Raw genomic sequence first — 25,925 nt, 5'->3', positions numbered from 1 at the left:
TTCTTCTACAGAAATATTTTTACATTTTGCTGCAAAAGTATAAACTTCTTCTAAACTTTCCGAAATTGTATCGGTTTCTAAGAAAATTTTATCGTTTGGAACATATTTAAAAACCAATTCCATTTCTGGATTTCGAAGTAAGTATTTTCCAAATGACAAATAAAAATCTTGATTTAAAAGTTGTTTTGCCAAAGGAATATTTTTTGAAAATCCGTGAATAATAAATGGCGATTGAATACTACTGTTTTTTTTACAAGATATCACTTCATCAAATGCCGCAACACAATGTAAAATTACAGTTTTCGAAATTTCATTTAAAAGGGATAATTGCGATTCAAAAACGTCTATTTGCAAGTCCATTTTCTTTTCGATTCGTTTGTCTAAACCGCATTCTCCTAATGCAATACATTCGTTTAATTGAAGTTTATTTTTTATAAAATTTAAATCTTCACTTAAGCTTTCATCAGAAATATACCAAGGGTGAATCCCGATAGAATAGTGCGGAATATTTTCTATAAATTCATTTGGATATTGATTTACTATTTCCAATATCGAATCGGAATTGGTATAAAAATGAGTATGTAAATTTACAAATTTCATTAAATTTCTTTTTGCAAAAATACTACATTTTGGTAACTATTTTTGATTAATTTTGTCCCAGATACTTTATTATGATTCAAAAAGCGTTTCGCAATTACATTTCTAACTTTCAAGGTTTTTCACGAGAAGTATGGATTCTTACCCTCGTTACATTTATTAATAGGGCAGGAACAATGGTTTTGCCATTTTTATCTAAATATTTACACGAAGATTTACATTTTTCTTTAACGCAAGTTGGTACCATTATGGTCTTTTTTGGCTTCGGTTCTATGTTGGGTTCTTGGTTGGGCGGAAAATTATCAGACATTATAGGTTTTTATAAAATAATGATATTCAGCTTATTAGTAAGTGGGTTGATGTTTTTTGGACTGCAATATGTTACTTCTTTTTACGGATTGTGTTTGAGTGTGTTTTTAATTATGTCGGTTTCAGATATGTTCCGACCGGCTATGTTTGTTTCGTTAGGAGCCTATGCAAAACCAGAAAACAGAACAAGAGCTTTAACTTTAGTGCGATTAGCCATTAATCTTGGATTTGCTGCCGGACCTGCGTTAGGCGGATTAATCATTATGAGTATTGGCTACAAAGGATTGTTTTGGGTAGACGGATTAACTTGTATTATTGCTATTTTAATTTTCTGGATTAAAGTAAAAGAAAAGAAAAAATCGACCTATTTAGACAAAAATCAACCTGGCGAAGTATTGGTAGAATCTGTTTTTAAAGATAAAATTTATTGGTTGTTTTTAACGACTTCTTTAATTGTAGGAATTATGTTTTTTCAATTATTTACAACTATTCCAATTTATCACAGAGAACAATTCGGGTTAACCGAACTACAAACAGGTTTGCTATTAACATTTAATGGCGTTTTGGTCTTTTTCCTCGAAATGCCAATAGTAAATTATATTGAAAAGCATAAAAAAGACAAACTAAAGGTGATTATTTTAGGTTGTTTTTTAATGAGTATCAGTTTGTTTTTAATGTTAGTAAACAGTTGGGCAGGCATTTTATTAATTATGATGTTGTTTATGACGTTTGCAGAAATGTTTAATTTTCCTTTTTCAAATGCGTTTGCTTTAAGTCGCGCACCGAAACATCATCAAGGTCGTTATATGGCTATTTTTGCTATGAGTTATAGTTTGGCACATATTTTAAGTGCAAAAATAGGAATGGTTTTAATTGATACTTATGGATATCAAGCCAATTGGTTATTTATGGGATCACTTGGTATTATTGGTACTTTAATAGGTATTTATGTGTTTCGTTTGGTGGAAAAAGAAAAGCTAAACGTTAAAAATAGTTAAATAACTATAAAAATAGTTGCGTAACTAAAAATATAGTTATACATTTGCTTAACTAAAATATATGTTATGCAAAAATTAACCAACAAAGAAGAAGAAGTGATGCACATTTTATGGAAGCTAAAACGCGCTTTTGTAAAAGATGTTTTGGCTGAATTTAAAGAAGACAAGCCACACTACAACACACTTTCTACTATCATTAGAAATTTAGAAGAAAAAGGATACGTTTCTTATAATGCGTATGGAAACACGCATCAATATCATCCCATTGTAGATATTGAAGAATACAGAAAAACCTTTATGAAGACGGCTATTCAGAATTACTTTGGTAATTCATACAAAAATTTGGTTTCGTTTTTTGCCGAAGAAGAAAAAATTTCAGCAGACGAACTTCGTGAGATTTTAAATATCATCGAAAAAAAGAAGTAGTTATGGAAGCTGTTTTTACCTATATATTAAAAGTCAATGCTTTATTAATATTGTTTTATTTGGTGTATCGATTAGCACTCTCAAAAGAAACATTTTATAAGCAATCGAGATGGTTTCTGCTTTCAGGATTATTTGTTTCCCTCATCTTGCCATTTGTAACATTTACTAAAATAGAATACATTGAAGTAAAGCAAGTAATAGAAGAATCTTTAGGTGTAGTTAAAATTTCAAAAGAAGTAATACAAGAACCACTATTGACCAATCAAGAAATAGTATTTCTGATTTATGGAATCATTTGTTTTGGCTTTTTAATAAAAACCGTTTTTGATTTTATAAAATTGTTTAAAATCATTAACGTTTCCAACTCGGAGAAAAGAAATAAATTAGTTTATGTGAATACAAATTTAGTTCACACGCCATTTTCGTTTTTTAATTATATTATTTTTAATTCAGATGTCATTCATCCAACAGAGTTAGAAAATATAATCAAACACGAAGAAGTTCATTCTAATCAAAAACACAGCTTAGATACTTTAGCAGCTCAGTTTTTCATCATACTATTCTGGTTTAATCCAATAGTTTGGTTGTACCGAAAAAGTATGGTGCAAAATTTAGAATTTTTAGCTGATAATCTTGCTATTCAACACGTTTCAGATAAAGTATATTACCAAAGAACGATGTTGAAAGTATCTACTCAAGCTTCAAATATTTCAATAGTGAATACATTTAATCAATCATCAATCAAAAAAAGAATCATTATGTTAAACTCAAATCAATCAAACAGAAAAAACATTTGGAAATTTGGTATTATTCTTCCATTTGTAACCGCATTTATGTTATTGTTTCAAATTGAAACTATTGCACAAGAGAAATTTGTTGAAGAAGATACAAATAAATACAGTTTTTCTTCAGGTTTTTCATCAATCGTCAACAAAGACAAAACGGATAAAGACTTAGAAGTTTTAGAAAAAATGTTCTCAAATGAAGACCAAACATTAACTATTTCAAATGTACAACGAAATGAAAGTAATGAAATCATAGCTATAAAATTAGTTTTTGATAGTGGTAAAACGTATAATCAAGTTTTTGAAAGAAAATCAACTACACCAATTGATGACATAAAGATTTTTGCAAATACAGATAAAAATAAAGAAAAAACGTGTGGTTTTTTGGAAATAAGTACAACTTCCGAAAAGGGAAATAAAGATGAAGTTATTGAAGTTGATGGTTTTGAAACCAATGAAAATCCAAAGTATTTTAGCATCGATAATATGACAAAAAACGGAAAAGAAGTTGTGTTAATAGTAAATGGTAAAATAAAAGTACCTACCGAGAAAATGAAAATCCCTTACGATGAAGAATTGGGCGAAATGAAAGAAATCACACCAGCTGAATTTGAGAAGAAATATAATAAAAATTCGTATGATGATAAATACTATTATGAAGTAGAAACGGTAAAGATTAAATTAAATGAAAAAAATACAACCCTTGAAGTTCAACCAATAATTTCCGAGTCAGAAACACAGCCAGAACCACAAAATGGTATGCAAGAATTTCGTAAGCAAATTGCTATGAAATTTAGACTTCCAGAAGTAGAAAATGATGTTAATGTAACAATTGTCGCAAAATTTTTAGTTTCAAAAACGGGTCAAATTTTAAATATAACTATACCAAAAGAAGAACCTAAAAATTTAGGATTAGGTGAAGAGTTAAAAAGAATTTTAAAAGAGTCTCCAAATTGGAAACCAGGAACAATCAATGGAAAGCCAGTAGATGTGAATTTTGCACTACCAGTTTCAATAAAAATTACAGCAAATAAGTAGTTTAAATATTAATTAACTCAAAAATAGTTTGTCATTCTGAATTCATTTCAGAATCTCAAGCTATTTTTTTGTACTATTAAGAATCTGAAACAAGTTCAGATTGACAAATTACTTTGTTTTTTGTTAAAACGCGTTAATTAACAAAATTTTAAAATTTCATTTTTATAAAAATCCTATTTTTGACTTTTTAAAAATTAAAATCTAAAATTATGAATGTTAAAATGGTATTTCAAAGAATCGTATTGGCTACTGCAATCACTATTTTGCCAATCACAACTTTTGCTCAAAACAATCGTTTCAATCAAATGTCACAAACCAAAAACAATAGTTTCGAATTGCGAATTGACAACGCTATGACCGATGCGCAATTGAAACAAGATGAAACAGATGCTAAGAAATTTGATTTTGAAGTTTCGTTTTCAGGTGTAAAGCGTAACGATAAAAAGCAAATTACGGCGATTAAAATCGCTTATAAAGACCAAGATGGGAATTCAGGAAATTATAATTTAAGCGGGGAGACGCCGATTAAACCAATCTCAATTAAAAAGCAATTTGATGGCACAGGAAATGGTCTAATTAATATAGAATCTGGCGTTGCACAAAATGATATGTTTGCGAATGGTTTCGATATGAAAGGGTTTAACGGGATGTTTAATAACGATATGTTTATGAATTTAGACAATAACGTTTTTAGAGGTTTAGTAGATGGAAACACCATTGATTTAGATAAATTTAAAGAATTGCAAGGCGGATTTCAAACCGATTCTTTAGGTGGAAATTTTAAATCATTTACTTTTAAAGATGGTGAAATTATTGGCGACAATCCGGATATGCAATTAGAAGAAGAAAAAATAGACGAAAACGGTACGGTAACGAAAAAGTATTCAGATGGAAAAGGAAGTACTATGATTTTTTCAGAAAGAAATTTTTCTTCAAATGGCGAAAATATTGATGATTTAGAAAAGTTAAAAAAAGAAAACAAAATTCAAATTCAAAAAAACTTTCAATTAAAAGACGATTCTACTAAATCTGATTTAGAAAAACTAAAACAAGAATTGGAAAAAACCAAAACCGATTTAGAAAAGCTAAAAACGGACTTGCAAAAGGATAAATTAAAAAGTAAAAAGTAAAAAGGGAAAAGTGACAAAGTCTCATAGTTTCAAAGTTGCAAAGTAAAAAAAACCAGAATTTTCATATGAAAATTCTGGTTTTTTTAAATTCGTAAATCCAAAATCGTAATTCATAAATTATCTGAATTCTTTTTTAATTCGAGCAATATCTCGTTTGGTATCATTTTCTTTCATCGTTTCACGTTTATCGTAATTTTTCTTTCCACGGCACAACGCAATTTCAACTTTTGCAAATCCTTTTTCATTTGTATACAATTTCAACGGCACAATCGTTAACCCTTTATTATCCGAATCTTTATCGAGTTTTTTAAGTTCTTTTTTATTTAATAATAGTTTGCGCTCGCTTTTGGCTTTATGGTTGTAATGTGTTCCAAAAGCATATTCTTCTATTGTGGCGTTAATTAAAAACAATTCGGTTTGCTCGTTAAATTCGCAAAAACTTTCCGCAATAGAGGCTTTTCCTAATCGTATCGATTTAATTTCTGTTCCAGTAAGTACAATACCAGCGTCGTATTTGTCTATAATTTCATAGTCAAATCGAGCTCGTTTGTTTAATATGTTTATAATTTTTTGCATAGTTGCACAAAATTAAGATTTATTTTGAAAGAAATCAGTTTATTTTTTATGATTTTGAATGAATAGGAGAGTTAAATTAAAATTATGATTTTGAATGTCGAATGAAATCGCATATTTTTTTAGTAGTTTTGCACAAAATAAAAAATAATGTTTAAAATTTTAGCCAAAATTAATAAAGCGATTTTGCCAAGTTATTCCAAGCAACGTCTTGATTTAGCGAAAGCTACAAAATTTCAAAAGGCAATTATTGCTTGGCGATATTATGTTACAATTCACGCTTTAGAAAAAAAACAAAAATAATATTTTAAAATAACGAATATAGTTTTATATTTGCACCCACAAAAAAGGCCTCGTGGCGCAACTGAATAGCGCACTTGATTACGGCTCAAGAGGTTTCTGGTTTGAATCCAGACGAGGTCACTACTTACATCCCAAAACTATTGATTTTCAATGTTTTGGGATTTTTTATTATCTTTGTGTGGCCATTTTGTGGCTACATTTATAACTTACTGCAATGTAACAAAAGAATTTAATAAAATAAATAAACCTAAAAATAATTTTATTAATCTCTAAAAAGGAATATAAAACGATATGATTGACCTTCCAGAAGAAACTTTAAAAACATATCAAGATGGTAAAAACAACTTTGAAGAACAATTAGTTTCTATTCGTCAAAAGTGTGAATTAATTAAGAAAGATTTTCTGGCAAAAGATTTTAATATATATAATTCAAAAGCAGAAATTAGTGATTGTTATAGTTTCTTCTTGCAATTTGTTCCTTATTTAAATCATCTTATTTATTTTTCAAAAGATGAAGAAGTAATTACTAAATTAAAATCATGTGGTTTTACTTATGCTACATTAAAGTGGATGATTGACATAAATGAAATTGAATCTGAAATTAGAAGATTAGAAAAAATAGAGGGCTTACTTATTTTTCCAGATGCATACCTTTATTCTTGTATATTTTATGTTAGTTCAAAATTTCATTTAAATGCATTAGAATATTTTATAGGTAATGTTAGTTATAACGGTATAGTTACTAATAAAATTCATGTTGATTTTACTAAAAGAATTAGAAGAAGGAATTACAATTATAATAACAAATCGAAACTTTCCAAAGATGATTTTGAGAATGTAATGAATGAAAAAATAGATTTGTTAGAGAAAAAATCAATCGAAAATGGAGAAGATAAATCAAAATCAATAAAATCTCTTTTAAAATTATTACATGGTGATTGTGGAAGTATTTACGAATTATTCCAATTTTCAACAAAAGGTATTAGTAAAAGTAGCTTCTACTTCGAACTTTTTCCTTTACTAAAGATTATAGTTAAAGATAAAAAACTTAAAAGCGAAACAGAATTTTTTGATAACACCTCTGAACAAGTTTACAATAACGACTACCGATTATACAGAATATCAAAGGTAAAAGACATACTTAACCTAAAGTGATTTTAATATATAAATAATACTAGATATTTTTTAAAATGTTTAGTATCCTATAGAATAAGTTAGTATTTTTTTTTCGTAAAAACTCCGCTCATTTTCTAATTTTTACAATTTGTTCCTTTACGACGTTGAAAAATTTAAAAAAAGCACGTTATGGAAATACAAAATACACCTCCAGTTTATTGGAATAAAAATCAAGCTTCTAAGCATCTTTGCTGTTCTGTTAAAACAATTGACAGATTAATTAAAAACGGTAGAATAAAATCGTTTAAAATGGGTAGAAAAGTACTTATTTATGCAAATACCTGTATTGAGGAAAATATTAACTCAATTAAACCAAAGTTTATTTAATACTATAATAAAAAAATCATTTTCAAAGCATTTGAAAACATTTTGTATTTAATAAAGTATATAATGATTTTGCAAGAAATATTAATAAGATAATTATCAAAATTAATTAAATAGGTAACTTTTTAATAATTAATTGAAATATAGCATTTTCTCTTTTAAAAAATAGAAAAATAATAAATGTTATAATAAGAAAAATACATTTTTGATAATTATAATACTGATGATAATTAAACACAATAATTAAAGATAATTAATAAAGTTAATAACAACACGTTTTAACACGTATTAAAATGAATTACAATGCGAAAAAAACCAGAAATAAAAACATGTCCGTTTTCAAATGTAATATTTACACCAAAACGAAACAATCAAGTTTTTGCAACTTCAAAAGATAGAATAGCATATCATAATGAAAAGAATAATATTATTAGAAATAAAATAAGTGAAGTAAATAAGCAATTACTAAAATATTATAAAATTTTAGATTCATTATTAGAAGATTATCAATATGCATATGTTCACAAACAATATTTAAAGAAAGTTGGTTTCTCTTTTAAATTATTTACATATTACTCAGAATATAAAGGCAATGTTATTTATGGTATTTATGACATTAAATTGATGAAACATCATGATGAAAATTACTATTACATTAAACGAATTTAAATGAACAAACTAATTTGCTATTTAAAAAATAGTAATTGAATATTTTAAATTTCTTCCCTAATTTAATTGTTTAATTCGTTTTTCAATTAAACACCAGTTTTATACTTCTGTAGAAATCATTCTACATAAATAAATGTATCTCTTTATTATAAAAGCTTTACATTTGAGATTATCAATAAAGTCAATTGTTGATCTAGAAAATACATGGTTTTTTTAGAAATATAAAAATAATGCGAATTTTCGATAGGTAATGTTCATTTTCGTATACTAATTGTATAATAAAGTTGTTAATATTGTAGAATATTGAGTAATAATGCTCATTTTTTTTTAAATTTATCCAGCTAATTTTATAAAAAAATATCATGGAATTTAAATCATACAAACAAGCGGCTAATAAAACAATTCAAGACTATATTAAAGGAAAAGAATCAAATAAAATTTTTCCATTTCTTGGAATAATTGGTGAAGTAGATTCAGTAATAATAACCGAGTTAAAGAAGAATTTCCAGGATGGACCGCTTACACTAATTATAAAACCAATTTAAGAAGATATTGATGATATTCTTAGATATATAGCAACAATAGCCTCTTAAATTGATTTTAACTTAGATATAATTACATTAGACAATATGCCAAAAATAAAAGACAGGTTCGATTTAGAGCATTCAGACAAATTTATTATTTATAATGCCTCAATTTCAAACTTCAGTGTTCGAAAAATTCTCGAACCAACAAAATACCACTAAAATCATACCTGCTTATGCTGAATATTATGCTTGTTATAATAACAGCAGAATCCAGTATAAGATTTGCAATCATAAATATTTAAAATTTAATATCAATAAAAACCTTTACAGGTAAAATATATAGTACAATGGCATTAAGCTGGAACGAAATAAAAGACAGAGCAGTTAAATTTTCTAAAGAATGGAAAGATACTACCAATGAAGAAGCGGATGCTAAACCCTTTTTAGACGCTTTTTTTGAGGTTTTTGGAATTACCCGTAAAAAGATTGGAACGTTTGAACACCGTGTAAAGAAACTATCCGACGCCGATGGCTACATCGACCTACTTTGGAAAGGAACTATTTTAGTGGAAATGAAAAGTCGGGGTAAAAACCTGGACAAAGCCTTTCAACAAGCCATTGATTACACACACGGTTTAAAACAAAACGAATTACCAAAATATGTTTTGGTATGTGATTTTCATATTTTCAGGTTATACGATACCGAAGAACAAACCACGTTACAATTTACTTTAGAAGAATTAATTCATAACGTTCAAAGCTTCGGCTATCTTTTAGGGTATCAAAAGAAAACGTATAAAGAGCAAGACCCTGCTAACATCAAAGCAGCAGAATTAATGGGAAAACTCCACGACCGATTAGAAGAAATTGGTTATGAAGGACATCCATTAGAAGTCTATTTGGTTCGCATTTTATTCTGTTTGTTTGCAGAAGACACGACGATTTTTGAAAAGCAACAACTTCAAGACTATATTGAAAATAGAACTGCTGAAGATGGAAGTGATTTAGCTTCCAAACTACAAGAATTGTTTCAAGTATTAAATACGGCAAAAGACAAACGATTTAAGAATTTAGACGAGCAATTGAATGATTTCCCTTATGTAAATGGAAAATTATTTGAAGAAATTTTACCAATGGCTAGTTTTGACAGCAAAATGCGCCAAGCCTTGTTAGATTGTTGTTACATCGATTGGAGTAAAATTTCACCGGCTATATTTGGTTCCATGTTTCAAAGTGTCATGAATCCCAAAGAGCGTAGAAATTTAGGAGCGCATTACACCAGTGAAAGCAATATCTTAAAACTGATTAAACCCTTGTTTTTAGATGAATTATGGGTGGAATTTGAATCTATTAAAAGCAATAAAAATAAATTGCCCGAATTCCATAAAAAGATTAGCCAACTCAAATTCTTAGACCCCGCTTGTGGTTGTGGAAATTTCTTAGTGATTACCTACCGTGAATTACGTTTGTTAGAATTAGAAATTTTACGAGCAACATACAAATCTGGACAAGGAATTTTAGATGTTGGAGAAATAATGCTCCTGGATGTAGATATGATGTGCGGCATCGAATACGAAGAATTTCCAGCACGTATTGCTGAAGTAGCTATGTGGTTAATTGACCACCAAATGAACATGCAAATTAGCAATGAATTTGGGCAATACTTTGCCCGATTGCCGTTGAAAAAATCAGCTAAAATTGTACATGGAAATGCATTAAGAGTGGATTGGGAAGAAGTTGTTTCAAAAGACAAACTTTCATTTATCATTGGTAACCCACCATTTATTGGAAAAAAAGAACAAAATAGTAGTCAGAAAAGTGATGTGGAAATTATTTTTAAAGGAATTAAAGGCTTTGGAGTAATGGATTATGTAGCTTGTTGGTATGTTAAAGCGGCTCAAATAATTCAAAATACTAAAACCAAAGTTGCTTTCGTTTCAACAAATTCAATTTCACAGGGTGAGCAGGTAAATATTTTGTGGAGTTTATTATTTAATATTTATAAGATCAAAATACATTTTGCACATCAAACGTTTTCATGGAGTAATGAAGCCAAAGGAAATGCAGCAGTACATTGTGTTATTGTTGGTTTTGCAAACTTTGATTTAAATGATAAAAGAATTTTTGAATATGAAAATATAAAAGGTGAACCACATGAATTAAAAGTGAAAAATATTAATCCTTTTTTGGTTGAAAGCAAAGATATTACTGTTGAGAATAGAAAATCTCCAATTTGTAATGTGCCTGAAATTATTTATGGAAGTTTTGCCTTAGACGATGGTAATTATACTTTATCAGAATTAGACCGAAATGAAATTATTTTAGCTAATAAAAATTCAGAAAAATTAATTAAACCTTTTATCGGTGGTAGAGAATTACTTCATTCAGAAAAGCGTTTTTGTTTATGGTTAGCTGATGCCGAACCATCTGAAATTTTAAATAATTCACTAATTAGGGAAAGAGTAGAATTAGTAAGAAAGTGGCGTTCAAATAGTGAAAGAGGTAATACAAAAAAATTAGCTGAAACTCCAACTCTTTTTGCTGAAGTAAGACAACCAAAAACAAATTATTTAGCCTTTCCAACGGTATCTTCAGTGAACAGAAAATATATTCCAATAGCATTTCTTTCACCTGATATTGTGGCATCAAATCAATTATATGTTCTACCAAATGTTGAACTTTATCATTTTGGTGTTCTAACATCTATAATGCATATGGCATGGGTAAAATACATTTGTGGTAGATTAAAAAGTGATTATAGATATTCAGCAAGTATAGTTTACAACAACTATCCATGGCCAGAAAATCCGACCGAAAAGCAAATTAAAACTATTGAAGAAAAAGCAAAACAGGTTTTAGACTTTAGAGCTTCTTTTCCTACTAGTTCATTAGCCGATTTATACAATCCCTTAACCATGCCACCCGCTTTGGTAAAAGCCCATAACGAATTAGACAAAGCCGTTGATGCCGCCTACAGCAAACAAGCCTTCACAAGCGAAGCCAAACGTATGGAGTTTTTATTTGAGTTGTATGAGAAATATACAGCTGGGTTGTTTGTGAAGGAGAAGAAAGGGAAGAAATGATTAAAAACCATGTTATATACTAAGTGTAAAGAAAAATTAAAAAAATATTAGAAAGTTGTCATATCAATTTTCTAATTGGTTTATGTCATCCATTGAATATATTAATAATAAAAAAAAAGGAAATGATAATAAGTTTAACTAATAGAATGATTATAATAAAATTAATAATACAAAAAAAAATACTTCTTTTATTAAAATATACTATTAGCATTCTAAACAAATGGTGGGCTAAATTTAATATTCCAATAATTCAAAATGAAGATTATCAATCACTAACTCCAATTGATAATGCCGATGAAGATAGCACATACGAAAATGCTATACTTTGGGCATTAGAAAACAGAAATACAAAAAACATTAGGAACATAGCTTTAACTGGCTCTTATGGTTCAGGAAAAAGCAGTATAATTAAAACTTTCCAAAAAAAGTATGAAGAATCTGAGTATAAGTTTTTAAATATATCATTAGCAACATTTAAAGATGAAAATAATGATAATAACACCACTGATGATGGCTTACTAAGATTAATAGAGCTAAGTATTTTACAACAGATTTTTTATCATGTTGAAAACCACAAAATTCCAGATAGCAGATTTAAAAAAATTAACAGTATTGGAAATAAAAAATTAGAAGGCTATTCAGCAGCATTAATAATTTGGCTTATATCAATTTTTATTGTATTTGTTCCAATCTTATTTTATAATCTATTTAGACTTAAAATATGTGAAGTTGATGTAACAGTGTTAACCTGTACACATTACACGGCTTTAATTATTATGTTGATTGGAGTATATCAAATTATAAAAAAAAGTATTAGAATTTTTAATAATTCTAAAATAAACAAACTAAATATTCAAAGTGGAGAAATTGAAATTAACAAAGAAATTGATAAATCTATACTCAACAATCATCTAGATGAAATCCTTTATTTTTTTGAAGTAAACCCTTTTAATGTATTGGTAATTGAAGACTTAGACCGCTTTGGGCAAACTGAAATATTTACCAAACTTAGAGAATTAAATAACCTAATAAATAATTCAAAACAAGTCAATAAAGAAGTTGTTTTTATTTATGCTGTTAGAGATGATATGTTTAAAGATAAAGACAGAACAAAATTCTTTGATTTTATCATACCAATAATCCCAGTGATTAATTCATCAAATTCAAATGATATACTATTTAATAAACTTCAAGTCTCAAATACAAATTTGTCAACTGATTTAATTGATGACATATCACTTTTTATTGATGATATGAGATTATTGAACAATGTAATCAATGAATATATAATATACCAAAAAAAGCTAAGCAATAAACTAAGTGAAAATAAATTACTAGGTATGATTGTTTATAAAAATATTCATCCTGAAGACTTTGTAAACTTGCATAATAATGCCGGAAAAATTTATGAAGTCATAAATAAAAAACAAGAGTTTATTAAAAATGAAGTTTCTAAAGTAGAAAATGAAATAAGCGATTTAGAAGATAAAATAGATGATATAAATAATGAGCATTTTGATGATGTAAATGAATTGAGAAAATTATATATTCTTGAGTATATTAATGGTCTAACAGGCATAAAATCTTTCAGTATTAATGGAAACATAGTAGATTTTAGAGCAGCTTGTTCTGATGTCAACTTTGATTATTTCGTAAAAAACAATGTTAGTTATAATTATTTATCTCTTAATTATTCGAATTATTACAATGACCTTACAAACAAAGTTCAATTAAAGTTTTCTGATGTTGAATACATAGTAAATTCGGAATTTACTTATTTGGATAGATTAGAGTTTTTAGGCGATAAAAGAGAAGAAAACATTGTAAGATTTTCCAAAAAAATAAAAGAATTAAAGGACAAAATAAGTTCTATCAAATCTGCATCATTAAAGGATGTCTTAAATAATTCACAAACAACAATCATCGAAAGTGAAAAAGATAACCGATTAATAAATATATTATTACGAGGTGGTTATATTGATGAAGATTACTACGATTATATTTCACATTTCTATGAAGGAAGTTTGACTAGAGAAGACCGTGATTTTTTAATTAATGTGAAAAGCCAGTATGAAACCAATTACGATTTTAAATTAAACAAGATTGGAAACGTAGTAAAAAAATTAAAAGATGGTTTTTTTGAGAAGCCACAAATATTGAATTATGATTTGTTGGATTATCTATTGGAAAATTCAAATAATACGATTAAATTAGATATAATAATAAAACAATTGTCAAATGAAAGTAAAATTTCTTTAACTTTTATTGATGGCTTTATAGATATTTCCAAAAACAAAGCAATATTTATAAAAATACTTTGTAAGAATTGGAAAAATATTTGGGAATTTATAGAGTCTAAATCAAACTATCTCACTGAAAGAAAAGATTTATATTTCAAAAGCATTCTCGAATTTTCAGAACAAAATTGCTTAAAATCAATTGTGTTGAATTCAAAAATAACAGAATATACATCTAATAGAAGTGATATTTTAAGTTTTGATATTGAAGAAAAACAATTAAAAGAATGTATCAAAACAATTAATCCAAAGTTTAAAAACTTAGAAAACATTAATACAAATTTAAATTTATTTGATTTTATCTATAATGGAAATTTTTATGATATTAATGAAGTTATGATTAAGTTGATTTTAGCTTCAAAGTCTAAAGATTTAGAATTAAATATTGATGAATCAAATTATTCTTCAATTCAGAAATCTGGATGCACTGATTTAATAATTTACGTAGATAAAAATATTGAAAGTTATATCCAAAATGTATTCTTAAAATTGAGTGACAATAGCAAAGAGGAGGAAGCTTATCTACTAAATCTTTTGAATAATGAAAAATTATCAATCGAATTAAAAGAAAAAATAATTAGTTTTCAAGAATTAAAAATTTCAAATATCTATGACTTAAATGAAAATGAAGTTGCAGAGATGCTATTAGTAAATTCAAAATTGACTCCAACTTGGAAAAATGTTATTGATTACTATGAAAACATTGAGGAAAAAGTAGATGAAAGTATATTAGTATTTTTAAATAATATTGAAAATGTCACTGCATTAAAAAAGTCGAAAATACCATATATTAAAGAGAATCGAAAACTAATAGAAAATCTATCCTCTGGCATAATATTATCAGAAGAAATAGAAAACAAGAATTATAATCAATTAATAGATAGTATTCCTTTTATCTTCCCACAAACGCTCAATTTCATCAAACTTAGTCATGAAAAAGTTGAGATTTTAATTACAAACAAAAAGTTAATTTTTAAACAAGAAAATTACGATTTAATAAGAGATAATTTTGACAAATTACATATTAAATTTCTTGAAAATTATATTGAAGATTATTTAGAAAGCTTTGATGAATACACTATAGATGGAGTCGATTTAAGTGAATTGATTGTATCATCTGAATTTTCAGTAGATCAAAAAATTGAGTTATTAGAAAAATGTGACGAATCTTTAATTTCTACAATACAGAATAATATCAATTTAGTAAGTGATTTTGTTATTACTAATACTTTTTCAGTTATCAGCAATAGTTTATTAGAGTGTCTTGTAACTAAATCTACCAATAAGATTAATAGAATAAAGATTTTCAATAAATACAATAGCAAAATTAGTAATAATATTTTATCCGAATTTTTACAATCATTGGGGTATCCATATACAGATATTCTAATGTTAAAGAAAAGACCTGTCCTTACTTCAAATCAACATAATATTGAATTAGCAACTATTCTCAAAAGTAAAGGATTAATTTCAAAACATAAAGAAGAGAAAGATGGTATAAGAATTATTGCGGTTTACAAATGATGTAATTAATTCAATCAATCAAAATTAAAAAGACAATGAATCTTTGAAAAAGAAACTACAGCTGAATATTTAAAACAAAGAAAAACAATTCTTGTGCGCGAACACTTTCTCGTTCGGCATAAAATATTTGTAGAAAATAATTATGACCCAATCACAAAAAGAAACCATTGCCAACCTAAATAAAATAGGAATTCAGTTTGAATTCCCAAAAGAAAATCTAGTTATTGTACGGCAAAAAGAAGTGGTATATAATCAACTGTTTTCTAACAAACAATTGCACACTTTAGGAAGAGAACTATTTGAAGCTCCAATTATAATTAAACCTTTGTTTATTCTTTAGATTTAAGCACTATTACTTTAGAATGGGTAATTAGTCAAATGGAATTGTATCGCATTAATGCAAAAGACTTGCAACGCCAATTAGGTTTTAAGAGAGAAACTATATCTGATTTTTTAAAATTAGGAACTCAGCTTAAACCTGCAGAAAAATCGAGTTTGTTTTATTATTTCTTATCATTTAAAAACAATGTGGACTACTTGGACTATTTAAAATCAAAAAAAAATAATTTTATAGAATAGATTAAGAATCAATAAAGGGATTTATATCCATATCAAACTCTTTTGCTAATTCCATTTCCCGCGCTCGTGCGTGAAGCCTTTTCGCGTTCGGCATTAAAACTATTTGTAGTAAATATTAAATTCCTAATGCCAAATCACAAAAAGACACCATATTTATTAATGTCAAGCCAACCTTTTGCACTATTAATATAGGGTAAAAGTCTAAATTCAATTAATAATTTTAATTTTCAACTTCTAATTTTTTGTAGAAATCATTCTACATAAATAAATTTCATCCTTAATATTATTAGTTTTAAATTTGAGAGTATCAATAAATCAAATCATTAACCTTAAAAATTCAAGGTTTTTTCAACATATATGAAAATAATGTCAATATTCGATAGGTGATATCAATTTTCGTATAGTAGTTGTAAAACAAAGTATTTAATTTTATTGTCAATGCATAAAAATACGCAATGATGATAAAACAAACCAAATATATTGCCCTAATTTTTAATAGTAACCTATGGCTTGTTTCAAGATTCTATCGATGTGTGAAGTTGAATATTAATTCAAATTAGAAATAAAAGTAAAAAACAGACTAATAAACCAATAATTAACCTTAAAAATCAAAGTTTTCAAAAAATATGAAAATAATGTTGATTTTCAATACCTAATCACGTTTTTCGATATTTACTTTAGAAATTATATTTCTAATTTTATTTGCGTATTGCGTAAAATTACGCAACAATACTAAAATCAAACCCAATAAATTGCCTTAATTTTTTAATTGTAACCTATGAAACATCCCTCAAAAATCTTAATTTTTGGTTGTCTACTGACCACTTATTTTTCAAACGCCCAAGACATACTTTGGGAAAAATCCTATGGCGGTAAACATGCCGAATATTTATTTGATGCACAGCCCACAGCTGATTATGGTTTTATTTTAGCTGGAAGTTCCATTTCTGGAAAAACAGGTAATAAGGAAGATGCTAATAAAGGCGATTTAGATTATTGGCTTTGGAAAATGGATGAAAAAGGCGATTTGGATTGGCAAAAAAGCTTTGGTGGTTCAGGCGTTGATTTATTATATAGTATAAAACTGACTTCCGATGCCGGTTTTATACTAGCAGGTATATCAAATTCAAATAAAGGCTTGGATAAAAAAGAAGACGCTAAAGGACAAGATGATTTTTGGATAATAAAATTAGACGCCAAAGGAAATGAACTATGGCAACAAACCATTGGCGGAAGTGGACAAGAAAAACTACAAACCATTTGCCAAACTAAAGACGGAGGTTATGTAATTGGAGGTACTTCTGCTTCTTATAAAACTAGAAAAGATGACAAAGGCGTGATGGATGTTTTTGGCAAGTCGGAAGATACACGAGGCAATTTAGATTACTGGATTGTCAAATTAAAAAAAGACGGTAAAATAGAATGGCAAAAAACATTAGGCGGCAGCTATGTTGATGAATTAAAAGACCTAGTGGTTTTACCCAATGGAAACATCCTGGCAGGCGGCAATTCGAATTCGCCAGAATCTGGAGATAAATCGCAAGACAATTATGGTTTGGGCGATTTTTGGTTGGTGGAGCTTTCTACTGAAGGACAACTGTTATGGCAACAAACTATTGGAGCGGAAGCTGATGATAATTTATTTGCTATTGAGCTAACATCTGATGGTGGTTTTATGGTAGGGGGTAATTCTAATTCTGCTAGTTCTAATATGAAATCAAAAGCAAGCAAAAATGGGAGTGATTTTTGGATTTTGAAATTTGATACAGATAAAGTGCTGCAATGGCAAGAGACCTATGATTATGGCACTAAAGATGTACTAACCTCAATTGTAGAGAATAAAGACGGTTCGTTTTTAATAGGCGGGTATGCACAATCCGAACAAACAAAGGAAACGACTTCTAAATTTAAAAAAGGGGATAAGGAAGGCATAAACGATTATATCGCATTAAAAATCAAAGCCAACGGAGAAGAAATTTGGACACAAACGGCTGGAAGTAAAGGCGAAGAAGTATTAAAAAAACTATTTGAAACGCGCGATGGCGGTTATTTACTAACAGGAACATCCAATGGAACCGCGTCCAAAGATAAAAACAGCACGAAAGGTGGCGCAGATTTTTGGGTGGTAAAATTAAAGGACAACACCAAACTTGAAAATGAAAAAGCGCCTATTGAAGCCATCCCTAATCCAGCGGTAACCTTTACCAATGTGATTATAGGATTCGAGTATGAAAACGGCACCGCCAACTTGTACGACATCAGCGGAAGACTTTTGCAAACTTTCAAACTTGATGGCAGCAGAACCCTACCCGTTGAAATGAGCAGTTACCCAACAGGAATGTATATTGTAGAGCTGGTAACTGATAAAGAAAAAAATAGTGTTAAAATTTTAAAGAAGTAATAAAAGACTAAGTGTTTTTTTATTAATAAACATAAAATTAGTATTAATTATTTAACAAATAATCTAGACAAATGAAACATTCAATAAACATATATATTACATTTTTTTTATTGTGTAGTAGTAACTTATTTTCTCAAACCGCTAGTAGTATTAAATATCCAACAGCTGGTAATATTTATGAATTCTCTAAATATATTGAAACACCAGTGAATGAGTATAGAGGATTAATTAACATTGAAGTACCATTGCATAATATAGAAATTGATGGCATTAATTTTCCTTTAACTGCCAGAAATTATACTGGTGGAATAAAAGTTAATGAAGAAGCTGGATTAATTGGTTTAGGCTGGAGTATAGATATGCCAAAAATTGTACAAGAAATTAATGATATTAATGATTATGGCGCATCGACTATACATTCTAAGCTTCCACCCTTTCAAGGAAATCCTGCTGTACCAAGTATTGGTCCTTACAAGGTGGGATATTATGTACAATGGAATCAAAATATGTATGGTGTTTATCCATTATCAGGAATACAAAAGGAACCATTTTTTTATGATGTCATTGGAGATGTTTTATTAGACCATAATGGGATGTATAGTTTAAATAACAAATACTATTATCAAATTTATGAACAAGGTAGTAGTTTTGATACTGAGTCAGATATTTTTACTGTAAATTTATTTGGTGAAACTATCAAGTTTACCACTAAAAATAGCGAAAGAAACCCAGTAGGGATGAGTGGAACAACACCATTTGAATATAAAGAAATTGTAATAATAAATGGAAAGAAAGAGTATAAAATTGAGACTATTAACGAAAGCACAGCCTTACTAAAGATAAAAGGATTTTTGATAACAGACAATAAAGGAAATAAATTTTATTTTGATAAAGTAAATAAGCAGCTAATTTATCCAAGTCTATCAGATAGTAGAAATGTTATTTTTAGTTTAACAAAAATAATTACTTCAAAAGGAAATGAAGTAATATTAAGTTATTCAAAAATTGAAAACTATTTTGAAATGCCCTCGTATGTAAAGAAATACATAACATGTATTGGTGGCTCTGCTATACAATCTGACACGTCTAATCTAAACGCTACTAATTTTTATACTTTATTTGGTCAAGGGGATTCAAATTTGGCCGAATGTCAAACCAATCAACAAATTACTGACCCGTATGACCAACATTTAATTCATAATAACTCAGAAGATATTGTTACACAAATTAAAACTAGTAATGAAACCGTGAACTTTAATTATGACTCTAGAGTGGATGTTTTAAATTATAAAAAAATAGGTTCCATAACAGTAAGCAATAATACGAGCATAATAAAAAATATTGATTTCAATTATGATTATTTTGTTACAAATAATACCTCAAATTGTTTTCCCATAACAGCAAATAATTATATTTCAAATTATGTTCAAACATTAGAGGAAAGGAGGAATAAAAGATTGAAATTAATGGACATACAAATCAATGATGAAAAATATAGTTTTGAATATTTTGACAATGTAATTCCTGCAAAAAACTCTTTTTCTACTGATTTTTGGGGATATTTTAATGGTGTTAATAATGTCAGTTTTAATCCACCATTAAATTTAGTTCTGGCTGGCAATACCTATTTGAACAATAATTCGACAAATAATTTTAATTCAAATTTAGAATTTACCAAAACATTTACCCTTAAAAAAATTATTTATCCCACAAAAGGATATAGTGAGTTTGTTTACGAAAATAACGTGTTTGATCGGTTGTTTCTTCAAGATAATTTGCCAATTATTAATTCTGGCGCAGGTTTAAGAATTAAAGAAATTAATAAATATAATTTTGATGGTCAATTGTTAAAATCTACAAAATACAATTATGTAGGAGGTAAAACTATTTCTAAAAGAGTTTTATCAAAAAACCAACATACAAAAGTTGCAATATTGCAAGGAGGTTGTAGTGTATTGTTAAAAGAAGGGGAAGTACTAAAAGTTAGTTTAAATAATAATATAAATATTTCATCTATTAGTGAGCAAGATTATGTTGGATATGATAAAGTGGAGATTTCAGAATTAAATAATGGAAAAATTGTGAAAACATTTTCGAATAATGAAAATAAATATATTTCAGAAATGTTTTATTTTAATAATGATTTTTATAAAAACGGAACTTTGCTAAGTGAACAACTACACAACTCTTCCAATGAAAAACAATTTGAGAAGCTGTATTCTTATGAAAACATACATTCAACAGATATTATTTATAATATGAATGTAATGAGTAGTGGTGTTTGGGCTGCCCATAGATGTTCTAATGTCGTGATTGGAGAACCTAATTCAGGATTTTATCTTGATTATTATACTACCAATAAGTCGTTACTCACCTTTTACTCTATATATGATTTTCATACTAGGCTAAAAGAAACTAGAACAACTGAGTTTTTTAATAATTCATCTAAAACGATTTTGGAAAGATATAGTTATGATAGTTATAATAATCTCGCTAATAAAAGACAGGTTTTAGCACCGAACACCTTACTGAGTGAAGAGAGTGTAGAATTTACTTACTTAACTAATTCAATACATTTACAAAAAAATTATTTGTCATATCCAAAAAGTATTAAAGATTTCGAAAATAGTACTTTTAAAAGCAGAATGGATTTTGATTATAATTTAATTAATAATTCAATAAATAAAAGTAAAGAAACTATTCTATTTGAAGATAATGCCAACTCTGTACATAAAAAAACTATTTATTATGACTTGTATGATGATAAGAACAACGTAGTACAATATCACAACGAGCATGATATTTCCACAGCTATCATTTGGGGTTATAATAAATCAAATATTATCGCAAAAATTGAAAATATTCAATATACTTCCATTCCTGCTTCTATTATAACAAACCTACAAAATTTATCAAATACTGGAACAGAGGTAGATTTAATAACTGCTTTGAATATTCTAAGAGGTTCTATTTTGCCCAATGCTTTAGTTACTACCTATACGCACATTCCACTAATAGGGGTTAGCACCATTACCGACCCTAAAGGCGATACCCAAACCTATCATTATGATAGTTTTAACCGACTTGAATTTGTAAAAGACAGAAACGGAAACATTTTAAGTGAGAACAAATACCATTATAAAAACTAATTTGACATGAGAAAAATACTATATATACTATTGCTATTCCCTATACTAGCAATAGCCCAAAGCCCCGACCAAAACTGGGTGAAAACGAAAACGTATAAAGAACCTACCACAACTGCATTGGTATCACCCACCCCTACACAGGCGGTTATTCAGGTAAATTATTTTGATGGATTAGGACGTCCGATACAACAAGTGGCACATGCTCAATCCAACACGGGTAAAGACATTGTAACCCATATAGAATATGACGCTTTTGGCCGAGTGGAAAAGGAATTTTTACCTTATGCCAATCAAACGGCTAGTTTAAACTATAACGCTAGTGCTGGCTCTAATGTTTTTGGATTTTATAACACGAACGGCTATGAAAACACATCCAATCCTTTTAGTCAAAAACAATTTGAGGCGTCTCCGCTTAACAGGGTACTTAAACAAGCTGCCCCTGGCAATGCTTGGGCAATGGGGAGCGGTAAAGAAATTAAATTCGACTACAAACTTAATGAACAAAGTGATTTAGTATATAAATTTGTAGCAGATAGACAGTTTGATACCGCCAATATGGTTTTTAACTATACTTTAGTTTGCCAAGGCTATCATCCAAATAGCACACTCTATAAATCAATTGTTAAAGATGAAAATTGGTCCTCTAGTTCTGGAAAGAACAATACCATAGAAGAATATAAAGACAACTTTGATAGAGTAGTATTAAAAAGAACGTTTAATAATAATATTAAACATGATACTTATTATGTATATGATGCTATTGGGAACTTAATATATGTTTTACCTCCTACTTTGTCAGATGAAATAGTATCAATTTCTTCAAATCAGGTACCTTATGTTTTTAATAAAATGATTGGCTATAACGAGTTTTTATTATCGTGTGATGGTTCTAATGTTGTTGGAGGAGGAGGATTATATATAAATATTCAAAACAGCGTTTTTGAATGTCATTTTAATTCAAGTTTTACAACTGCAAAAATTGATTTAACTAAAACATTTTATTTAGAATTGCCAAGTTTAGTTCCAAATCAGGATTTAATTAATTTTTACGGATATACATTGTATATTGAAAGTAACACACTAAAATTTAGATTAAATACAGCTCAACAAAATTGTTTTATTGCTTTACCAAATAATTTAGCATTTGCATTTTCACTTAATCCATCTCAATTTGCCTATACCACAAATTATACTGCAACAGCTAATCAAGCATTATTACCGCATGCCGCTTACCAATACAAATATGATGCTCGCAACCGATTGGTAGAAAAGAAACTGCCAGGCAAACAGTGGGAATACATTGTGTATGACAAATTAGATAGAGTAGTGGCTACTGGTCCTGCGTATAATCCTTATGGCGGAAGTGATACCAATAAGGGTTGGCTACTTACCAAATACGATGTTTTTAACCGTCCTGTGTATACCGCTTGGTACAATGCCGCAGTGGCAAGCTCGGTTAACCGAAAAACACTACAGGACACCTATAACAATGCAACTATTTTTTCAGAAAGTAAAACCACTAGTGCTACTACCATAAACGGCATCGCTACCAAATACACTAACCAAGTAAGCCCAAGTGTGTTTGTTGTACTAACCGTAAATTATTACGACAGTTATGATTATCCTAATGCGCCAACTATTCCAGCACAAATAGAAGAACAAAACACACAAAGTACCAACCTTAAAGGTATGCCAACAGGTAGCTGGGTACGTGTTTTAGACGCTGTTGGCTCTACTTCAAATGAGTTAAGTTATACCGTATATGACACCAGATACAGACCTATAAGAAGTTACACCAAAAACTATTTGGGGGGTTTTACACAAGTAGATACCAAGCTCGATTGGCCAGGTAAAACACTATATACCGTAACCTCACATAAAAGAACTGCTTCAGGACAATTGTTTACTGTAAAAGAACGTTTTACCTATACCCAGCAAGACCGATTACTAAAACATACCCATGAAATTGTAGGGGCTTTACCCGAACAATTACTTACTTTAAATACTTATGATGAATTAGGGCAATTACTTGCTAAAAATGTAGGTGGTACAGATGTAACTGGAACACAAGCTATACAAAAAGTGAATTACAAGTATAATATTAGAGGCTGGCTTACGGCGATTAATGACGTAAATAATTTAATACCATCGGCAACGGATAGGGATTTATTTGCTTTTAAAATAAATTACAACAAAAAAGAAGATGACAATGAAGGACTGTATAATGGTAATATAACAGAAACCCTTTGGCGTACAAGTGCTGATAACACAAAACGAAAATACGCCTATAATTATGACGGTTTAAATCGGTTATTAGAAGCCAATTATAGCAAACCTGAAGACCCTAATACTTTAGATAATTACCTTGAAAAACTTAGTTATGACAAAGCTGGTAACATTTTAACTTTAGAGAGAAATGGAAATTTAGACCCAAGCGGTGGTGCTCCTGTAAATCAAATAGATAATTTAGAGTATAGCTATCACCCACAAAGCAAAAACCAATTACTAAAAGTAAACGATTTAAGCAACAGCCCACAAGGGTTTAAAGACAACTATACCTCTACTGCAAATGACTTTAGTTATGATAACAACGGTAACATGACAGCAGATATTAACAAAGATATCGAAAGTATAACCTACAACCATTTAAATTTACCTACAATTATTTATTTTGATGGCACTAACAATGGAAAAATTTCTTATATTTACAATGCGATAGGAGGAAAAATAAAAAAAGTAGTTATAGATAACGTAGCACATAGTACTACCGCTACGGATTATTTAACAGGTTTTCAATATAAAAATGCAGAACTCCAGTTTTTTCCACATGCCGAAGGGTACGTTCATTACACCAAACCATTGGCCGCACAAGGCGGAGCAAACAGTGCTTTAGGAAGTTTTAATTATGTATTTAATTACACCGACCATTTAGGAAACGTTAGGTTGTCTTACGCTAGAGACCCACTTGTAAGAAACAGGGTTAAAATATTAGAGGAAAACCATTATTATGCTTTTGGATTAAAACACAAAAACTATAATGTAGAACATTTAGATTTTGACCAATTTCCTGATACAGGTGTAGAGTTAGTGCCTATGCCAGCTGTAGCGAATGCAAGTTATAACTATAAATACAATGGCAAGGAGCTGCAAGAGGAGTTGGGGCTTAACATGTACGACTATGGAGCAAGGAATTATGACCCAGCGATTGGGCGTTGGATGAATATTGACCCGCTGGCGGAGAAAGCAACCGACTGGACGCCTTATCGTTATGCTTTCAATAATCCTTTATCATATACAGACCCTACAGGAATGTCTGAAGATTGGTATTTAAATAATGAATCTGGAGATATTGAATGGTTTGCAGGTTCTGAAGAAAAAGATGGATATATGAATATTGGAGATACTAGGACTGGTACAATAACAAGTGGTAATGATGTTTCTTTATTTGAATTAAAGAACGATGGTTCATTTGTTTTAAATAATGTTTCATACGAATTAGGTGAATCTGTTTCTTCAGGTTCTATTAATATAAATTCTCATTCTAATACAGAACTATTTTTCAATGGGTTAGCAAACACTTGTTTTGGCTTAATAGGAGCAATTGCTTCTGGGTCTTATGTTATAGGTACTGATGGAGCAGGTGCTGCTTTAGGTGGTGGCACGGCTTTTACTTTAAGTATAGGAGAAATGTCTTTAGGACTTACTCAAATGGCGGATTCATTTAACAAACAGCCGACACCTGTATTACATGAATATAGTACTATGCCTGGATTTCTTGCAGGACGAAATAATAACTCATATGCCCCATATATCGAAGGGGTGTCAGGGTTTATTCCTGGTGTAATGTCAGGAAGCTCTACTTTAAAAAGTTTTCAAGAATTAGCAAATCCAGATAACTATAAAACTATTTCTAAGGGAGCTTCAACACTATTAGGTACTTATGATGCATCAAGTGATGCAAAAGGTTTATATGATGGTACTGTAACAACAATTAAAAAAAATAAGAAATGATAAAATTATATACTATAAATTATTTT

At 28.9% G+C, this 25,925-nt stretch carries 18 protein-coding genes and 1 tRNA gene; 17 read left to right on the top strand and 2 right to left on the bottom strand.

The window, feature by feature from the left end; translation table 11 throughout:
• A partial coding sequence (locus tag ABWO04_RS01290) for a TatD family hydrolase (RefSeq protein WP_353076650.1) occupies window positions 1–621 on the bottom strand: 621 nt, incomplete at its 3' end.
• A 50-nt stretch (window positions 622–671) separates the two neighbouring features.
• On the opposite strand from ABWO04_RS01290, the gene ABWO04_RS01285 reads away from it, so the two are divergent.
• The 4 genes from ABWO04_RS01285 to ABWO04_RS01270 all read left to right on the top strand — a co-directional run bounded on the left by ABWO04_RS01285 (window position 672) and on the right by ABWO04_RS01270 (window position 5,283).
• Window positions 672–1,904 carry an MDR family MFS transporter gene (locus ABWO04_RS01285; RefSeq protein WP_353076647.1) on the top strand — a complete coding sequence of 411 codons (1,233 nt, stop codon included), beginning with the start codon at window positions 672–674 and terminating at the stop codon, window positions 1,902–1,904.
• A gap of 66 nt (window positions 1,905–1,970) precedes the next feature.
• Window positions 1,971–2,330 (top strand): BlaI/MecI/CopY family transcriptional regulator, encoded by a 360-nt coding sequence (locus ABWO04_RS01280; RefSeq protein ID WP_353076646.1) that lies wholly within the window; start codon window positions 1,971–1,973, stop codon window positions 2,328–2,330.
• A gap of 2 nt (window positions 2,331–2,332) precedes the next feature.
• A complete protein-coding gene (locus ABWO04_RS01275; RefSeq protein ID WP_353076645.1) occupies window positions 2,333–4,153 on the top strand; it encodes a M56 family metallopeptidase in 1,821 nt (606 codons plus the stop codon).
• Between the two features lie 209 nt (window positions 4,154–4,362).
• Window positions 4,363–5,283, top strand: coding sequence for a hypothetical protein (locus ABWO04_RS01270; RefSeq protein ID WP_353076644.1), 921 nt, complete (start codon window positions 4,363–4,365; stop codon window positions 5,281–5,283).
• Between the two features lie 117 nt (window positions 5,284–5,400).
• On the opposite strand, the gene smpB is transcribed toward ABWO04_RS01270, so the two are convergent.
• Window positions 5,401–5,859 (bottom strand): SsrA-binding protein SmpB, encoded by a 459-nt coding sequence (gene smpB, locus ABWO04_RS01265; RefSeq protein WP_166126420.1) that lies wholly within the window; start codon window positions 5,857–5,859, stop codon window positions 5,401–5,403.
• Window positions 5,860–6,006: 147 nt separating this feature from the next.
• Here smpB and ABWO04_RS01260 point away from each other — a divergent pair, with 147 nt between their 5' ends.
• From ABWO04_RS01260 to ABWO04_RS01200, 13 genes are all read left to right on the top strand, one after another.
• Window positions 6,007–6,159, top strand: coding sequence for an SsrA-binding protein (locus ABWO04_RS01260; RefSeq protein ID WP_353076643.1), 153 nt, complete (start codon window positions 6,007–6,009; stop codon window positions 6,157–6,159).
• 46 nt (window positions 6,160–6,205) lie between these two features.
• Window positions 6,206–6,279: transfer RNA gene (locus ABWO04_RS01255), tRNA-Arg, on the top strand.
• A gap of 171 nt (window positions 6,280–6,450) precedes the next feature.
• Window positions 6,451–7,314, top strand: a complete 864-nt coding sequence (locus tag ABWO04_RS01250; RefSeq protein ID WP_353076642.1) for a hypothetical protein — start codon at window positions 6,451–6,453, stop codon at window positions 7,312–7,314.
• A gap of 150 nt (window positions 7,315–7,464) precedes the next feature.
• Window positions 7,465–7,662, top strand: a complete 198-nt coding sequence (locus ABWO04_RS01245; protein WP_353076641.1) for an excisionase family DNA-binding protein — start codon at window positions 7,465–7,467, stop codon at window positions 7,660–7,662.
• 300 nt (window positions 7,663–7,962) lie between these two features.
• Complete coding sequence (locus tag ABWO04_RS01240) at window positions 7,963–8,328, top strand: hypothetical protein (protein WP_353076640.1); 366 nt, start codon at window positions 7,963–7,965, stop codon at window positions 8,326–8,328.
• A 362-nt stretch (window positions 8,329–8,690) separates the two neighbouring features.
• Window positions 8,691–8,873: a hypothetical protein gene (locus ABWO04_RS01235; protein ID WP_353076639.1), complete on the top strand. Its 183-nt coding sequence runs from the start codon at window positions 8,691–8,693 to the stop codon at window positions 8,871–8,873.
• 329 nt (window positions 8,874–9,202) lie between these two features.
• Window positions 9,203–11,938: a class I SAM-dependent DNA methyltransferase gene (locus ABWO04_RS01230; protein WP_353076638.1), complete on the top strand. Its 2,736-nt coding sequence runs from the start codon at window positions 9,203–9,205 to the stop codon at window positions 11,936–11,938.
• A 122-nt stretch (window positions 11,939–12,060) separates the two neighbouring features.
• Window positions 12,061–15,759 carry a YobI family P-loop NTPase gene (locus tag ABWO04_RS01225; RefSeq protein ID WP_353076637.1) on the top strand — a complete coding sequence of 1,233 codons (3,699 nt, stop codon included), beginning with the start codon at window positions 12,061–12,063 and terminating at the stop codon, window positions 15,757–15,759.
• 142 nt (window positions 15,760–15,901) lie between these two features.
• Window positions 15,902–16,099, top strand: coding sequence for a hypothetical protein (locus ABWO04_RS01220; protein WP_353076636.1), 198 nt, complete (start codon window positions 15,902–15,904; stop codon window positions 16,097–16,099).
• 38 nt (window positions 16,100–16,137) lie between these two features.
• Window positions 16,138–16,338: a hypothetical protein gene (locus ABWO04_RS01215; RefSeq protein WP_353076635.1), complete on the top strand. Its 201-nt coding sequence runs from the start codon at window positions 16,138–16,140 to the stop codon at window positions 16,336–16,338.
• Between the two features lie 778 nt (window positions 16,339–17,116).
• Window positions 17,117–18,739 carry a T9SS type A sorting domain-containing protein gene (locus ABWO04_RS01210; RefSeq protein ID WP_353076634.1) on the top strand — a complete coding sequence of 541 codons (1,623 nt, stop codon included), beginning with the start codon at window positions 17,117–17,119 and terminating at the stop codon, window positions 18,737–18,739.
• Between the two features lie 71 nt (window positions 18,740–18,810).
• Entirely contained in the window at window positions 18,811–21,888 is a 3,078-nt protein-coding gene (locus ABWO04_RS01205; protein WP_353076633.1) for an RHS repeat domain-containing protein, read from the top strand.
• 6 nt (window positions 21,889–21,894) lie between these two features.
• Window positions 21,895–25,899 (top strand): DUF6443 domain-containing protein, encoded by a 4,005-nt coding sequence (locus tag ABWO04_RS01200; protein WP_353076632.1) that lies wholly within the window; start codon window positions 21,895–21,897, stop codon window positions 25,897–25,899.
• The last annotated feature ends 26 nt before the right edge of the window (window positions 25,900–25,925 follow it).

Origin of the sequence: Flavobacterium sp. (genome assembly GCF_040382755.1) — a bacterium.
GTDB lineage: Bacteria > Bacteroidota > Bacteroidia > Flavobacteriales > Flavobacteriaceae > Flavobacterium.
Note: the sequence above shows the minus strand (reverse complement) of the source record. Positions and strands in the feature narration are given on the sequence as shown.